This is a genomic window from Sphingomonas sp. GV3 (assembly GCF_031082075.1).
Taxonomy (GTDB): domain Bacteria; phylum Pseudomonadota; class Alphaproteobacteria; order Sphingomonadales; family Sphingomonadaceae; genus Sphingomonas; species Sphingomonas beigongshangi.
The window spans coordinates 3,019,205-3,033,302 of sequence record NZ_JARWLE010000001.1; the positions used below are offsets into that span (position 1 = coordinate 3,019,205).

Genomic DNA, 14,098 nt, shown 5'->3' on the forward strand with positions numbered 1-14,098 from the left:
TCCCTCTCCCATGCGGGAGAGGGAAAGAAGGACCTGCCATGATCCGCCATTTCCTGAACCTGACCGACGCCGGTCCCGATGGCCTAGCCGCGATGCTGGACGATGCGATGACCCGCAAGGCGGCGCGCGCGGGCTGGCCCAAGGGCCGCATCGATGCCGATGCGCCGCTTGCCGGCCACGTGCTCGCGATGATCTTCGAGAAGAATTCGACGCGCACCCGCGTCAGCTTCGACATGGCGATCCGCCAGCTCGGCGGCACGTCGATCGTGCTGGACGCAGGCTCGATGCAGCTCGGTCGCGGCGAGAGTATCGCCGATACCGCGCGCGTGCTGTCGGGCTATGTCGACGCAATCATGATCCGCACTGATGACCATGCCAAGGTCGAGGAGATGGCGGCGCATGCCGGCGTGCCGGTGATCAACGGCCTGACCGACGCGTCGCATCCCTGCCAGATCATGGCGGACCTGCAGACGATCCTGGAAAGCGGCAAGGCGCTTCCCGGCCTGAAGATCGCATGGCTCGGCGACGGCAACAATGTGCTCGCCTCGATCATCGAGGCGGCGGGGTTGATGCACTTCGATGTCGTCGCCGCCTGTCCGCAAGGCTACCAGCCGACCGAGGCCGATGTCGCGCTGGGACGGGGGCGCGCGCGCGTCGTCGGTACGGCGGCGGAAGCGGTCGAGGGGGCGGACGTCATCGTCACCGACACCTGGATCTCCATGGGCCAGGCGCATGCCGACACGAAGCTCGCCGCGATGATGCCGTTTCAGGTCGACGAGGCGCTGATGGCGCGCGCCAAGCCCGACGCGACGTTCCTGCATTGCCTGCCGGCGCATCGAGGAGAGGAAGTGACGGAGGCGGTGATCGACGGGCCGCAGTCGCTGATCTGGGCGGAGGCGGAGAACCGCCTGCACGCGCAGAAGGCGGTGCTGCGCTGGTGCTTCGGGCAGACCGGGTAAGCTGCGCATCGGGCTAGTCCTGCGCGGTCGGAATGGGGAGCGCGACCGGCCCGCTGCGGCGGGGTGTCCGCCCGCCTGTTGACCGCCGCGCGGCGCACCCCATCTTGTCGCGATGCAACAGACCGTGACTTTCGACCTGGATCGCGCGCTGGCGTTCGCGATCCCCTCCCGCTCGGCGCGTGGGCGTGTCGTTCGCCTAGGCCCCGCGCTCGACCAGATCCTTGCCGCTCACGCCTATCCCCCGGCGATCGAAGCGCTGCTCGCGGAAGCGATCACGCTGGCGGCGCTGATGGGGTCGATGCTCAAGGACCCGCAGGCGCAGCTGACCTTGCAGACGCGTACCGACCGCGGCGCGGTGACGCTGCTCGTGTGCGACTATCGTGGCGGCGAGGTGCGGGGGTATATCCAATATGACGGCGACCGGCTGGCGACGCTCCCCGAGCAACCGACGCTGTTCGCGCTGTTCGGCGAGGGCTATCTTGCGATCACCTTCGACATGACCGCGACGGGCGAACGATACCAGGGCATCGTCCCGCTCGATGGCGCCACGCTGGCCGAGGCAGCGCAGAGCTATTTCGTCCAGTCGGAGCAGATCCCGAGCCTCGTGCGGGTCGGCGTCGCCAAGCGCGACGGACGCACGATCGCGGGTGGCCTGTTCCTCCAGCATCTGCCCGAAGGCGAACTCGGCCGCGAACGCCTGCATACGCGTCTCGACCATCCGGAATGGGAGCACGTCGCCGCCCTTGGCGAGACGATGGGGGTCGACGAACTCGCGGAACCGACGCTGCCGCTCGAGACGCTCGTCTGGCGCCTGTTCAACGAGGAGCAGGATGTCCGCGTCCTGACCGACACGCCGCTGGCGCGCGGCTGTCGCTGCACCGCCAGCTATATCGCGAGCGTGTTGGAAAAATTCTCGCTCGAGGAGCGCCGCGAAATGGCGGACGAGAACGGTTTGATCCAGGTGGATTGCGCCTTCTGCGCGACCAAATTCCCCGTGCCGGCGGAGCCGCAGGCGGCGGGATAGGGGTCGCGTAGTTCGTCGCGCCGTGCGAACGTCTGGCCGACGTCTTCATAAACACGTGGGAACGCAACGGGTTAACCGGATATTTACCGACCGGCTGCTAGGGCCGCTCGTGTGCACAGTCTGTATGGGCACGCTTTTTTCTCCCTAAAGGGCGGCGACGCTCTCTCCTTTCGGGCCGCGGTTTTCCGCGGCCCTTTTCTTTTGGGGCATTTTGGCCTAGCCGCGCGGGGATCATGACACTTCAACCGATTGCCGTCGTGCTCGTCTCGGGCGGGCTCGACTCGATGATCTCCGCCGCCAGCGCGCGCGAGGCGGGGTATCGCCTGCTCGCCCTGTCGATCGACTATAACCAGCGCCATCGCGTCGAGCTCGCGGCGGCGCGCCGCGTCGCGCATGCTCTGGGCGCGGAACGGCATATCGTGCTGCCGATGGATCTGGCGGCCTTCGGCGGATCGGCGCTGACGGACGATATCGCCGTGCCCAAGGACGGCGCGGGCACGGAAGAGGGCGGAGGCATCCCGGTCACCTACGTACCCGCCCGCAACACCATCTTCCTCAGCCTCGCGCTCGGCTGGGCGGAGGCCGCGGGCGCGCGCGACCTGTTCATCGGCGTGAACGCGCTGGATTATTCCGGCTATCCCGACTGCCGGCCGGAGTTCATCGCCGCGTTCGAGGGGCTGGCAGAACTCGCCACCAAGGCGGGGGTGGAGGGAGAGCCCTTCCGCATTCACGCGCCGCTCCAGCATATGACGAAGGCGGACATCGTGCGGGAGGGCGCGCGTCTCGGCCTCGACATGGGGCTCAGCTGGTCGTGCTACGATCCCGCGCCGGGCGGCGTCCATTGCGGCCTGTGCGACAGCTGCCGCCTGCGCGCGCGCGGCTTCGAGGAAGCCGGGATCGCCGATCCCACCACCTACGCCACGCGGGCCTAACCCCTCCGATGAGCTATGCGGTCAAGGAAATGTTCCTGACGCTGCAGGGCGAGGGCGCCAATGCCGGCGCGCGCGCGGTGTTCGTGCGCTTCGCCGGCTGCAACCTGTGGTCGGGGCGCGAACTGGATCGTGCCAGCGCGATCTGCCGGTTCTGCGACACCGACTTCGTCGGCACCGACGGACTTGGGGGAGGACGCTTCGCCGATGCGGCGGCGCTGGTCGCGGCGGTCGAGGGTTTCTGGGGGCCGGGAGCCGACCATCGCTTCGTCGTCCTGACCGGGGGCGAGCCGATGCTCCAGGTCGACGACGCCCTCGTCGAGGCGCTGCACGCAGCGGGTTTCCGGATCGCGATCGAGACCAACGGGACCTTGCCCGCGCACCCCGGGATCGACTGGGTCTGCGTCAGTCCCAAGGCCGGCAGCATCGTGGTCCAGCGCTCGGGCGACGAGCTCAAGCTCGTCTGGCCGCAGCCGGGGTCGGATCTGGATGAGATTGAGCGCTGGGACTTTCGTCACCGCCTGCTCCAGCCGCTCGACGACGCCGATGCGCCCGCGCATGTTGCCGCGGCGATCGCGGTAGTCATGGAGCGGCCGCAATGGCGGCTGACGCTCCAAACGCACAAGATGCTGGGATTGCGCTAGAGTTTTCCACGTGCTTGGTGGCCGGTACCACGCCGATTCAGCGTTGCTGGATCGCACGCTAACGGCTGATCCGGCGAGGCCGGGTCAGCGGCGGTGCATCGGATCATGTCCAGCCCGTGCCGTCCCGGGAGGGGGCGGGGACACTCAGGAGGGGGGCGCAATCCGATCGTGCCGGGCCCCTCGCGGGGCCGGGCGCGGCACGATCGGATTGCCGCGCCGGGTTCAGCGGAGCGCGGTCTGCGCCGCCGCCGGAGCCGCGCCGGCGGCGATCGCCGCGGTGGGGGCGGCCGCCGGCGGCCAGTTGAACGTGCCGCACTTCTTGATCGACCAGTCGCCGCGCTTGTCCCAGCAGACCGGATCGAACCGCGGCTTGGACGCATAGTCGCGGCCCAGATAGCGCGAGAAATGCTGTTCGCCATAAGGCGCCATCAGGCTGGCGCGCAGCTCGCGGAGCCGCTCGGCGGCAAAAGCGGCGAAGCTGCCGCGAGGGACGAAGGTCGCGTCGCGACCGATCACGCTCGCCGTCTGGCAGAAGCCGTATTGCGCCGCGACCGGCGTGAAGCCCGCGTACAGCCGCGTGCCGAACTGGTCGAGCGCGGCGGTGCCGGCCTTGGGGGTCTTGTTCGTGCGCGCGAAATATTTGGCGATCGTGTCGAATGCGCCCTTCAACTCGGCGGAATGGTCGGTGAGCAGCGCATTGTAATTCTGTACGGCGAGCAGCGTCGGTTCGAACTGGCACTGCAGCGCGGCGACGTTGAGGGCCGCGCGCATGTTCCAGCTGACCGCCGCGCTACGTTCGGCATCGGTCGCGCCGGGCAGCAGCTCGGCGACGCCGCTGGGATCTCCCTTCAGCGTGTCGCTGCGGAAATCGTGCGAGCGCAGGAAGAATTGTGCCGAGGCCGGTGCCGCCAGCGTCAGGGCCATCGCCGCGCCGCCGAGGGCGATCGCGGTACGCAACAGGGTCATGGGTAGGGTTCCTCCCGAAGCGGGTATGTTATGCCGCGCAGAATACAGGAATTCCGGGCCCGACCCAATCCCCCATTTACCATGATCAGGTCTAGGACGCGACGAATTGAGTCGCGGTGGCGCCAAGACGACATGGGGCGGGGGAACAAAAAGAAACGGCCGCCCGGTCTCCCGGACGGCCGTTTCACGAACGTAATGAACCCGTGAGGGGGTCGATTACATGGCGTTCGTGGTCGTGGTGGTGTTCGACATCATCGTGTCGTTCGCCATCATCGTGTCGTTGGCCATCATGCCGCCGTTGGTCGAACCGTCGACCGCGGTCATGTTGTCCGACATGGTGCCCATGTCGTCGCTGCTGTTCATGTCGGTGACCATCGTGTTTTCGGTGGTGGTCTCCGTCTTCGGGCCGCAAGCCGACACGGCGAGCGCGGCGCCGGCGATCAGCGAGCCGGTCAGGACCTTGGAGATGATTGCACGCATTGGAAGCTCCCTAGAAAACGGATTTGGACGGCTTGCTGGCCCTTTAATCCCAAATCACGGTGGACATTAGCACATAACGCCTGCCCCTCAAGCCTCGTTTTCCGTGGCACAAGAAAGAGTATCGAGGAACGCCGGGGCGGTGAACGCAAGGGCGGCGTCAAAGGTTTCCAGCGGGCTAGGCCGGCCGAGCGCCGCGAGGCTGATGACCGGGAAGTCCGGCAGGCCGCAGGGCACGATACCACCGAAATGGGACAGGTCGGGCGCGACGTTGACCGCGAAGCCGTGCAGCGTCACCCAGCGCTTCACCCGCACTCCGATCGCGCCGATCTTGGCCTCGGGTGCGCCGGCCTCGGCACCGTCGCGGGTCCAGATGCCGACGCGACCCTCCGCCCGGAACGCCTCGACGCCCAGCCGGGCAAGCGCGGCGATCACCCATCCCTCAAGCCCATGGACGAAACAGCGGACGTCGCGGCCACGTCGGTTGAGGTCGAGGATCAGGTAACCGATCCGCTGGCCGGGGCCGTGGTAGGTGTATTTGCCGCCGCGGCCAGTCACATGCACCGGAAACCGCGCGTCGATCAGTTCGGCGGGATCGGCACTCGTTCCCGCTGTGTAGAGCGGCGGATGCTCCAGCAGCCAGACGAGTTCGCGTGCCTCGCCTGCCGCAACCGCCGCGGCGCGGGCCTCCATTTCGGCGAGCGCGGCTTCATAGGGCGTCAGACCCGGCGTCACGCGCCATTCGATCCCGTTGAGCGCGGGCGGCAGGTCATAGGGTGGGAGCGCATCCGTCATGCGGCTGGCCATGGCGCAACGGTCGCCCCTCGCGCAAGCGATGGTCGAGCGCCCTTCGCGCAAGTGATGGTCAAGAGCCCCTCGCGCAAGCGATGGTCAAGAGCCTTGCCTTGGGCTAGTCCCCGCGCTCGACAGTCGGGCGAAAGGTGGGACGGGCGATGGTCAGGATGGCGAGCGTGTGGGACCGCAGCAGCGCGGTGTTGAGCGGGCGAGGCGCCATGCTGGCCGCGATCGCCGCACCGACGCTGTTCCTGCCCGGTGTGATCCGGGCAGGGTACATATGGGCTACGACCCCCATCGGCGGCGGGCCCGCGCCCGTGTCGGCGGCGATCGGCGGCCTGCTCGCCATCGTGGTCGCGCTGGTTTCCCTGTGGGGACAGCTTGCCCTGATCGCCGCGTCCAGCGCGCCGGAGACGCAGGGACCGGACGCACGGCATATGGCGACGGCACGGTTCCTGCCGGCGCTAGGCGTGATGGTGGTGCTCGTGGTGGCCTTGACGCTGCTCGCGCTCCCACCGCTCTTCGTCATGGCGCGTGCGGGGTTCGATTTCGCCGCGGCCGCCGCAGGCACGCAGCAACTCGCGGTCGCGCCGGGGGCGGCGGCCTTCGCCGGCCTCTACATCCTGGTGCTGGGCATCGTCCTGCTGTTCGTCGGCGCCCGTCTCGCGCTCACCTATGCGGTGATCGTCAACGAGCGGCTGGCCCTGGGCGCCATCGGGCGGAGCTGGCGGCTGACGCGACGGCATACATGGCGGATCGTCGGCGTGCTGCTGTTGTGGGTCGTCGTCCTGCTCGTCGCAACATGGGCGACTCAGGCGGTGGTCGGCACCGTATTGGGCCTGCTGCTGGGGCGCGAGGGCGTGGCGACCGTCCTGTTCGTCACCGCAATCGCCACCGCGGCGGTGTCGACGGTGTTCAGCGTCATCGCGATCGTGTTCACGACGCAGCTCTACGTCGTGCTCGCCGCGCAGCGCCGCGCCGCGGACGGTTGAGGACCATCGCGTGCAGACGTCCGGACGCCCGACCTTCGCCGGCCTGATCGCGGAGGGCTGGGCGCTGTTTCGCCGCGACGCCGACCTGCTGGTGCGGATCGCGGGACTGTTCATCTTCCTGCCGACCTATGCCGTCACGTTGCTGGTCGCGCCATTCCCCTTGCCCGACGACAAGATCGTGGACACCCAGGCACGGGCGCAGGCCTGGATGACCGCGCTCGACGGCTGGATGGGCGATTACGGGCTGGGCTGCGTGCTCGCGTTCCTCGTCACCTATTTCGGGATCGCGCTCGTCTATTGCCTCATGCTCGACCCGGATCGGCCGACGGTCGGGCAGGCGCTCAAGCGCGCGCTGCGACTATATCCACGCTTTCTTCTCGCGATGCTCGTGGTGCAGGTACCCGCCGGCGCCGGCATGTACCTGCTGCTGTTGCCGGGCCTGTGGCTGATGAGCCGCTTCCTGCTCGCCGGCCCGACGCTCGTCGCGGAGGCGCCGGTCGGTGCGCTTGCAGCCGTGGGACGGTCGTGGCGCCGCACGCGACCTGCGCAGCTCGCGCTGCTCGGCGCTACCGCCTTCATCTATCTCGCCGCGATGCTCGGGGGCCAGCCCTTCCTGCTGCTCGGCACGTGGCTGGGCGGCGGCGGCGCCAATCCGTTGGGCGTGGCGCTCGTCGACGCGCTCGCCGCCGCGGTGGCGAGCGCGGCACAGCTCGCCGGTGCGCTCGTCGCCGTCGTCGCCTATCGTCGGCTTGGCCCGGCCAGATAGGGGACATGCGCACCCGCGCTTTCCGGCAACAGGCCGAGCGCGCGGGGATCGGGAAAGGTTTCGAGCGTCCGCTTGACCGCGACGAACCCCTGTGCCCGATAGAAATTGAGCGCGGACGGGTGGTCGAGCGTACAGGTGTGAACCCACAGCTTCGCGATGCCGGGCCGCCACGCGCGGGCCAGCGCCTCTGCCATCATCCAGCGGCCATGACCCTGGCCCGCGAGCTCGGGCACGAGGCCGAAATAGGAAAGTTCGCATACGCCCGCCGCGCGGAAGTCCAGTTCGACCATGCCGACCTCAATCCCCGCGCGGTCGACCGCCGCGTGAATGACGACGGCAGGATCGTGGATGATCCGTGTCAGCGCGGCGTCGTCCATCGCCAGGCGCGAATACCAGAGCCAGGGACCGCCGATCCGCTCGAACAGCAGGCGATAGCGCGCCGGCTCCGGCGTCCGCCACGCCACCAGCCGTAGCGGGGATGCGGGCAGCGGCCGCAGCGGCGGCCGGGCGCGCATTTCCAGCGTCGTGACGACCGTCGCCAGCTGGTCGGGCGGCACGTCGATCAGCGCCACCCGCTCACTCCCAGGTGGCGAGCGGCGGCAGGCTCATCAGGATCGCGTCGATGTTGCCGCCCGTTTTCAGACCGAACAGCGTGCCGCGATCGTAGACGAGGTTGAATTCGGCATAGCGGCCGCGCCAGGCGCGCATCGCCGCGACGTCGGCGTCGGTGAACGGGGTGGCCATCCTTCGCCGGACGATGCGCGGGAAGGCGTCGAGGAACGCCTCGCCCACCGCGCGGGTGAAGGCGAAGTTCGCCTCGAAATCGCCCTCCAGGTGATCGTAGAAGATGCCGCCCACGCCGCGATGCACGCCGCGGTGCGGGATGAAGAAATACTCGTCCGCCCATTGCCGGAACCGCGGATAATAGGCCGCATCGTGCGCGTCGCATGCCGCCTTCAGCGTGGCGTGGAAATCCTCGGTGTCCTCAGCATAGGGCAGCGGCGGGTTCAGGTCCGCGCCGCCGCCGAACCAGCGCTTGGTCGTCACCAGGAATCGCGTGTTCATGTGAACCGCGGGGACGTGCGGATTGGCCATATGCGCGACAAGGCTGATGCCGGTGGCGAAGAAGCGCGGATCGCTGCCCGCACCGTGGATCGTCTTGCCGAATTCGCCCTCGAACGTGCCGCCGACGGTGGAGACATTGACCCCTACCTTCTCGAACACCCGCCCCTTCATCACGCCGCGCACGCCGCCGCCGCCGGGGGCGCCCGACGGGTCCGCGCGGTCCCAAGGCGTATAGGCGAAGGCGGCATCGGATCCCGCCTCGCGCTCGATAGTCTCGAACGCAAGGCAGATCCGGTCGCGCAGGGATTCGAACCACGTCCGGGCGGCGGTCTGTTCGGCGTCGAGCGTCAGCATGACCGCTGCCTTACAGGCTCGGCCATGCGCGTGGAAGCACCGCAGCCGTCACACGTCGGGCGCGACGGCCTTGAGCCAGTCAGGATCGTGCGCAAGCCGGCGGTCCTGCACCCCCGCCAGGCTGCGCAAGCGCTGCCGGTCGGGGATCGTGATGCGGTTCCGATCGCGCAGGATGATCCCGTCGACTTCGAGCTGGCGGATCATCCGGTTCACGTGGACGCCCGTCAGCCCCAGGTAATCGCCGATCTGCTCCTGCGTCACCGGCAGGTCGAAGCTTTCGGAGGCGGCACCCGCCACCGCCGCCAGCCGATCGCTGAGGTCCAGCAGCAGCGCGCCGAGACGCTGGAGCGCGGACATGCGTCCCACGGTCGCCAGCCGATCCATCAACGCAACCCTTTCGCGCTGCGCGCTCAGGAACATACAGGCGGCAAAGCGGGGATTCGACATGAACAGCGCCCCGAACGCCTGGGTCGGAATGCGATGCACGGTGACGGGCGTCAGCGCTGTCAGCGTGTCGGGCGCGCCGATGACGCACAAGGCCGTCGAACCGAGCATGTCGCCGGGCAAATGCAGCTTCAGGATCTGCCTCTCGCCATCGGACAGCAGCATCGACGAGGCCGCCCAGCCGTCCGAGAGCAGCCACACGGCCTGCGCCGGTTCACCCTCCCGCCGGATGATCGCATGGCGGGGAAGGCGAACGGGCGCCTCCGTCAGGTCGCGGATGCGCGCAAGTTCACCGGCCGTAAGGCTTGCGAATTCCTTGAGCCGGTGGGTCGGCAGGGGAACAGAGTGAGATTGCGGGTCGAGCAAGGTACGGTTCCGGTCAGAAGAAGTGTCCTTGCTAGCGTGAAACCCGCCAGGCGCAATTGACGCATGTTGCTGTCTTCGCTCGCTAATCCTGTCGCGCGAGGGACGGGTCCGTCGGCGGCCAGCCGTTCGTCTGGCGAAGCGCTTCGGCCAGGACGATGGCACCGGACACCGCGACGTTGAGCGACCGCATGCCCGCGCGCATCGGTATGCGCACGCGCGCATCGGCGCGGTGGTGGACCTCGGCCGGGACGCCGGCGCCTTCGCTGCCCAGCAGCAGGGTGTCGCCGGGCTGGAACGTCATGTCGGGGAGGGGTGTGGCACCGCGCGTCGTGAGCAGCACGATCCTGCCCGGCACGGATGCGACGAACGCGTCGAAGTCGGCGTGACGGCGGATGCTGGCGGCCACGCCATAATCCATCGCGGCGCGCGCCATCGCCCTGTCGCCGAAGGGAAAGCCCATCGGTTCGATCAGGTCGAGGCCGACGTCCATACAGGCGGCGAGGCGCATCAGCGTACCCACGTTGCCGGCGATATCGGGCTGGTAAAGGGCAAGGCGCATCGCGATCGTCCTATCGCGCGGTGACGCGCCGCGCAAAAAGCCTGTTGGCAAAGCGCGCGAGGCCCGTCTATCACCGCGACCAGCCTGCCAAGGGGATGGCGGTGTTCGGACGGGGTGTCTTTCGAAGGTTCCAGCAGGAACGACGGAGATGGCTCCGCCGCAATAAAGACGGTTAGGGTGAGAGACGCATGGCGACTGACAGCATGGTGCCTCCCGGTGAATCGCCGGAGCCGTTCCACGAGGAGGTGCCCGATCCCCGTCGCCGCGACTTCATCAACATCGCCGCCGTATCCTTCGCGGGTGTCGGCGCGGTCGCGATCGTGCTGCCGCTGATCAACCAGATGAACCCCTCCGCCGACGTGCTCGCGCAGTCGACGACGGAGGTCGATCTGTCGAAGGTCGAGCCCGGTCAGGCGATCGTCACCACGTTCCGCAAGCAGCCGCTGTTCGTGCGCAACCTGACGCCGAAGGAGATCGCGGACGCGGATGCGGTGTCGCTGTCGACGCTGCGCGATCCGCAGACGCTGGAACAGCGCACCAAGCCCGGCAAGAAGAACTGGCTGATCACGCTGGGCGTCTGCACCCATCTCGGCTGCGTGCCGCTCGGCGCGCGCGAGGGCGAGAACCGGGGACCGTTCGGCGGCTATTTCTGCCCGTGCCACGGTTCGGCCTATGACACCGCGGCGCGCATTCGCCAGGGACCGGCACCGAAGAACCTGCTCGTCCCCGATTACAAGTTCGATTCCGACACGGCCGTCACGGTCGGCGTGGCCAGCTAAGGGAGACCCGAGACATGAGCTTTCCCTGGGCGAAGCATTACGAGCCGAAGCAGCCGCTGATGCGGTGGCTCGACGAGAAGCTGCCGCTGCCGCGCCTCGTCTACAATGCCGTCGGCGCGGGTTATCCGGTGCCGCGGAACCTCAACTATTTCTGGAACTTCGGCGTGCTCGCCGGGGCGGCGCTGGCGATGCAGATCATCACCGGCGTCGTGCTGGCGATGCATTATGCCGCCAATGCCGGCGTCGCGTTCGGCTCGGTCGAAAGCATCATGCGCGACGTCAACGCCGGCTGGTTCCTGCGCTATGCGCACGCCAACGGCGCCTCGATGTTCCTCGCCGTCGTTTACATCCACATCGGCCGCGGCCTCTATTACGGCTCGTACAAGGCGCCGCGCGAGATGGTGTGGCTGCTCGGCGTCGTCATCTTCCTCCTCATGATGGCGACCGCATTCATGGGGTATGTGCTCCCGTGGGGGCAGATGAGCTTCTGGGGCGCGCAGGTCATCACCGGCTTCTTCTCGGCCATTCCGCTGGTCGGCGAGACGATCCGCGTCTGGCTGCTCGGCGGTTTCGCGCCGGACAACGCCGCGCTCAACCGCTTCTTCTCGCTTCACTATCTGCTGCCGTTCGTGATCGCGGGCGTGATCATGCTGCACATCTGGGCGCTGCACATCCCCGGCTCGAACAACCCGACCGGCGTCGAGGTGAAGGATGAGCAGGATACTGTCCCCTTCCACCCCTACTACACCGCGAAGGACGGCTTCGGGCTCGGCGTCTTCCTGCTGATCTTCGCGCTGTTCATCTTCTTCTCGCCCAACCTGCTCGGCCATCCGGACAATTACATCGAGGCGAACCCGCTCTCGACGCCGGCGCACATCGTTCCGGAATGGTATTTCCTGCCCTTCTACGCGATCCTGAAGAGCTTCACCGCGGACTTCATCCTGCCGGCGAAGCTGTGGGGCGTGCTGGCGATGTTCGGCTCGATCCTGCTCCTCTTCTTCCTGCCATGGCTCGACTCGTCGCCGGTGCGTTCGGCCAACTACCGGCCGAAGTATCGCATCTTCCTCGGCATCCTGCTCGCCGACGTGCTGGTGCTCGGCTATGTCGGCGGGGCTGAGCCGCTGCCGCGCAACGTCATCATGGGGCAGATCGCGGCGGCCTATTACTTCGCGCACTTCCTCATCATCCTGCCGTGGGTCGCCCGCTCGGAGCGTCCGCGCCCGCTGCCCAATTCGATCACCGAGGCGGTGCTGGCGAAGCACGGCGGCACCAGCCTCGCGCACAGCGCGGCGCAGGCCTGATCCGGCCCAGGGGGAAATAAGACAATGGTCCGTATCATCTCATCCCTGGTCGGCGCTGCCTTCGTCTTCGTGCTGGCGATCGCGCTGTTCGGCACGGTCAAGACCGCCATCACCGAACCCGCGAAGGAGGGGCCCGAAAAGGTCTTCCACCTCCATCCCGAGGATATCCACCTGCCGTCCGCCGGCTGGTTCGGGAAGTTCGACAACCGCCAGATCCAGCGCGGCTTCCAAGTCTACAAGGAGGTCTGCTCGGCCTGCCACAGCCTGAAGTACGTCGCCTTCCGCGACCTCACCAAGATCGGGTATTCCGAGGCCGAGGTGAAGGCGATCGCCAACCAGTGGGTGATCGAACAGCCGACGGTGAATCCGGAGACCGGCGAGGCATCGACGCGCAAGAACGTGCCGTCGGACCACTTCCCGTCGCCCTTCGCCAACGAGGTCGCCGCACGTGCCGCGAACAACAACGCGCTGCCGCCCGATCTGTCGCTGATGACCAAGGCGCGCGAGGACGGGCCGAACTACGTCCACGCGCTGATCACCGGCTATCGTAACCCGCCGGCGGAGATGAAGCGGGAGTTCCCCGACTTCACGACGCCCAAGGGGCTGCACTACAACCCCTATTTCGCGAACCTGAACATCGCGATGCCGCCGCCGCTGACGCAGGATGGACAGGTCACCTACACGGACGGCACCAAGGCGACCCGCGACCAGATGGCGCGCGACGTCGCGGCGTTCCTGACCTGGACCGCGGAGCCGAACCTCGAAGCGCGCCATGGCGCGGGGCTGGCCGCGGTGATCTTCCTGGCGATCTTCATCTTCCTCGCTTGGGGCGCCTATCAGAACGTCTGGCGCGACGTGAAGCATTGATCCCCGCCGCCTGGCGGGCGGTGCGGGACGAAAGGGGCGGGTGGCGCACATCGGCGCCGCTCGCCCTTTGTTTTGGGTAGCCGGCCGCCCCCTTTCGTCATCCCGGCGAACGCCGGGACCCATGGTTGCGGGCGGCCGGCGGTGTCGCGCCATCGCTCCGCAATCGTGTCCATGGCTCCCGGCGTGCGCCGGGATGACGAAGGAATGGGCAGGCGCAGCCACCCCCCATTGACCCCGCCACCAAGCCACGCGAAAGCGGCTCGCATGAACGACGATCTCAAGGCGCTGATCCGCACGATTCCCGACTTCCCCAAGCCGGGGATACAGTTCCGTGACATCACGACCTTGCTGCTCAATCCGCGGGGGCTGGCGCAGACGGTGGCGCGTATGGCGGCCGCAACGGTCGGGCCGGTCGACCTCGTCGCCGGGATCGAGGCGCGCGGCTTTCTGTTCGCTGCCGCGCTTGCCGTCCCGCTGGGGGCGGGTGTGCTGCTGATCCGCAAGGACGGCAAGCTGCCGGGGGCGACCATCGCGGAAGATTATGCGCTCGAATACGGCCAGGACCGGATCGCCATGCACGAGGACGCGCTCGTGCCGGGTCAGCGCGTGCTGCTGGTCGACGATCTGATCGCGACGGGCGGCACGGCGCGCGCGGCGATCCGGCTCTTGCGCAAAGCCGGCGCGGAGGTGGAGCAGGCGCAGTTCGTCATCGACCTGCCCGATCTCGGCGGCGCGGCCGCGTTGGCGGCGGACGGTGTCCGCGTCGATTCGCTGTTCGCCTTTCCGGGGCATTGAAAGACGGCGCAACGCG

General features: G+C 67.9%; 17 protein-coding genes. 10 read left to right on the forward strand and 7 right to left on the reverse strand.

Annotated features, from left to right (window positions below):
• The first annotated feature begins 38 nt into the window (after positions 1-38).
• The 4 genes from argF (at position 39) to queE (ending at position 3,556) form a co-directional block, all read left to right on the forward strand.
• Positions 39-959, forward strand: coding sequence for an ornithine carbamoyltransferase (gene argF / locus RF701_RS14230; RefSeq protein ID WP_308815343.1), 921 nt, complete (start codon positions 39-41; stop codon positions 957-959).
• Between the two features lie 112 nt (positions 960-1,071).
• Positions 1,072-1,983, forward strand: coding sequence for an Hsp33 family molecular chaperone HslO (locus RF701_RS14235; RefSeq protein ID WP_308815344.1), 912 nt, complete (start codon positions 1,072-1,074; stop codon positions 1,981-1,983).
• Positions 1,984-2,216: 233 nt separating this feature from the next.
• Entirely contained in the window at positions 2,217-2,915 is a 699-nt protein-coding gene (queC, locus tag RF701_RS14240; protein WP_210356969.1) for a 7-cyano-7-deazaguanine synthase QueC, read from the forward strand.
• A gap of 8 nt (positions 2,916-2,923) precedes the next feature.
• On the forward strand, positions 2,924-3,556 hold the full coding sequence (gene queE / locus RF701_RS14245; RefSeq protein ID WP_203308533.1) for a 7-carboxy-7-deazaguanine synthase: 633 nt from the start codon (positions 2,924-2,926) through the stop codon (positions 3,554-3,556).
• A gap of 222 nt (positions 3,557-3,778) precedes the next feature.
• Here the strand turns inward: queE and RF701_RS14250 are convergent, their stop codons facing one another.
• From RF701_RS14250 to lipB, 3 genes are all read right to left on the reverse strand, one after another.
• On the reverse strand, positions 3,779-4,522 hold the full coding sequence (locus tag RF701_RS14250; RefSeq protein WP_246847972.1) for a hypothetical protein: 744 nt from the start codon (positions 4,520-4,522) through the stop codon (positions 3,779-3,781).
• Between the two features lie 216 nt (positions 4,523-4,738).
• Positions 4,739-5,002, reverse strand: coding sequence for a hypothetical protein (locus RF701_RS14255; protein WP_203308532.1), 264 nt, complete (start codon positions 5,000-5,002; stop codon positions 4,739-4,741).
• Between the two features lie 87 nt (positions 5,003-5,089).
• Positions 5,090-5,794: a lipoyl(octanoyl) transferase LipB gene (gene lipB / locus RF701_RS14260; protein WP_210356967.1), complete on the reverse strand. Its 705-nt coding sequence runs from the start codon at positions 5,792-5,794 to the stop codon at positions 5,090-5,092.
• A gap of 167 nt (positions 5,795-5,961) precedes the next feature.
• Here lipB and RF701_RS14265 point away from each other — a divergent pair, with 167 nt between their 5' ends.
• Both RF701_RS14265 and RF701_RS14270 read left to right on the forward strand, forming a co-directional pair.
• On the forward strand, positions 5,962-6,786 hold the full coding sequence (locus RF701_RS14265; protein WP_246848091.1) for a hypothetical protein: 825 nt from the start codon (positions 5,962-5,964) through the stop codon (positions 6,784-6,786).
• A gap of 10 nt (positions 6,787-6,796) precedes the next feature.
• Positions 6,797-7,552 (forward strand): hypothetical protein, encoded by a 756-nt coding sequence (locus RF701_RS14270; RefSeq protein ID WP_308815345.1) that lies wholly within the window; start codon positions 6,797-6,799, stop codon positions 7,550-7,552.
• Here the strand turns inward: RF701_RS14270 and RF701_RS14275 are convergent.
• The 4 genes from RF701_RS14275 to RF701_RS14290 all read right to left on the reverse strand — a co-directional run bounded on the left by RF701_RS14275 (position 7,525) and on the right by RF701_RS14290 (position 10,340).
• Positions 7,525-8,124, reverse strand: coding sequence for an N-acetyltransferase (locus tag RF701_RS14275; protein ID WP_210356965.1), 600 nt, complete (start codon positions 8,122-8,124; stop codon positions 7,525-7,527). The two genes, RF701_RS14270 and RF701_RS14275, sit on opposite strands and share 28 nt — an antisense overlap.
• Before the next feature lie 4 nt (positions 8,125-8,128).
• A complete protein-coding gene (gene hemF / locus RF701_RS14280) occupies positions 8,129-8,971 on the reverse strand; it encodes an oxygen-dependent coproporphyrinogen oxidase (RefSeq protein WP_308815346.1) in 843 nt (280 codons plus the stop codon).
• Between the two features lie 48 nt (positions 8,972-9,019).
• Positions 9,020-9,781: a Crp/Fnr family transcriptional regulator gene (locus RF701_RS14285; protein WP_308815347.1), complete on the reverse strand. Its 762-nt coding sequence runs from the start codon at positions 9,779-9,781 to the stop codon at positions 9,020-9,022.
• Between the two features lie 82 nt (positions 9,782-9,863).
• A complete protein-coding gene (locus tag RF701_RS14290; protein WP_308815348.1) occupies positions 9,864-10,340 on the reverse strand; it encodes a tRNA (cytidine(34)-2'-O)-methyltransferase in 477 nt (158 codons plus the stop codon).
• 203 nt (positions 10,341-10,543) lie between these two features.
• On the opposite strand from RF701_RS14290, the gene petA reads away from it, so the two are divergent.
• The 4 genes from petA (at position 10,544) to RF701_RS14310 (ending at position 14,082) form a co-directional block, all read left to right on the forward strand.
• On the forward strand, positions 10,544-11,119 hold the full coding sequence (gene petA / locus RF701_RS14295; protein ID WP_238940752.1) for a ubiquinol-cytochrome c reductase iron-sulfur subunit: 576 nt from the start codon (positions 10,544-10,546) through the stop codon (positions 11,117-11,119).
• A gap of 14 nt (positions 11,120-11,133) precedes the next feature.
• Positions 11,134-12,420 (forward strand): cytochrome b N-terminal domain-containing protein, encoded by a 1,287-nt coding sequence (locus tag RF701_RS14300; RefSeq protein ID WP_203308524.1) that lies wholly within the window; start codon positions 11,134-11,136, stop codon positions 12,418-12,420.
• A gap of 24 nt (positions 12,421-12,444) precedes the next feature.
• The gene (locus tag RF701_RS14305) at positions 12,445-13,287 is read left to right on the forward strand and encodes a cytochrome c1 (protein WP_203308523.1); all 843 of its coding nucleotides are present in this window, start codon (positions 12,445-12,447) and stop codon (positions 13,285-13,287) included.
• 264 nt (positions 13,288-13,551) lie between these two features.
• On the forward strand, positions 13,552-14,082 hold the full coding sequence (locus RF701_RS14310) for an adenine phosphoribosyltransferase (protein ID WP_308815349.1): 531 nt from the start codon (positions 13,552-13,554) through the stop codon (positions 14,080-14,082).
• The last annotated feature ends 16 nt before the right edge of the window (positions 14,083-14,098 follow it).

Bases quoted from the DNA above. Each gene is read 5' to 3' on its own strand.
- argF (WP_308815343.1), top strand. From the start codon at position 39: ATGATCCGCCATTTCCTGAACCTGACCGACGCCGGTCCCGATGGCCTA.
- RF701_RS14235 (WP_308815344.1), top strand. From the start codon at position 1,072: ATGCAACAGACCGTGACTTTCGACCTGGATCGCGCGCTGGCGTTCGCG.
- queC (WP_210356969.1), top strand. From the start codon at position 2,217: ATGACACTTCAACCGATTGCCGTCGTGCTCGTCTCGGGCGGGCTCGAC.
- queE (WP_203308533.1), top strand. From the start codon at position 2,924: ATGAGCTATGCGGTCAAGGAAATGTTCCTGACGCTGCAGGGCGAGGGC.
- RF701_RS14250 (WP_246847972.1), bottom strand. From the start codon at position 4,522: ATGACCCTGTTGCGTACCGCGATCGCCCTCGGCGGCGCGGCGATGGCC.
- RF701_RS14255 (WP_203308532.1), bottom strand. From the start codon at position 5,002: ATGCGTGCAATCATCTCCAAGGTCCTGACCGGCTCGCTGATCGCCGGC.
- lipB (WP_210356967.1), bottom strand. From the start codon at position 5,794: ATGACGGATGCGCTCCCACCCTATGACCTGCCGCCCGCGCTCAACGGG.
- RF701_RS14265 (WP_246848091.1), top strand. From the start codon at position 5,962: ATGGCGAGCGTGTGGGACCGCAGCAGCGCGGTGTTGAGCGGGCGAGGC.
- hemF (WP_308815346.1), bottom strand. From the start codon at position 8,971: ATGCTGACGCTCGACGCCGAACAGACCGCCGCCCGGACGTGGTTCGAA.
- RF701_RS14290 (WP_308815348.1), bottom strand. From the start codon at position 10,340: ATGCGCCTTGCCCTTTACCAGCCCGATATCGCCGGCAACGTGGGTACG.
- petA (WP_238940752.1), top strand. From the start codon at position 10,544: ATGGTGCCTCCCGGTGAATCGCCGGAGCCGTTCCACGAGGAGGTGCCC.
- RF701_RS14300 (WP_203308524.1), top strand. From the start codon at position 11,134: ATGAGCTTTCCCTGGGCGAAGCATTACGAGCCGAAGCAGCCGCTGATG.
- RF701_RS14305 (WP_203308523.1), top strand. From the start codon at position 12,445: ATGGTCCGTATCATCTCATCCCTGGTCGGCGCTGCCTTCGTCTTCGTG.
- RF701_RS14310 (WP_308815349.1), top strand. From the start codon at position 13,552: ATGAACGACGATCTCAAGGCGCTGATCCGCACGATTCCCGACTTCCCC.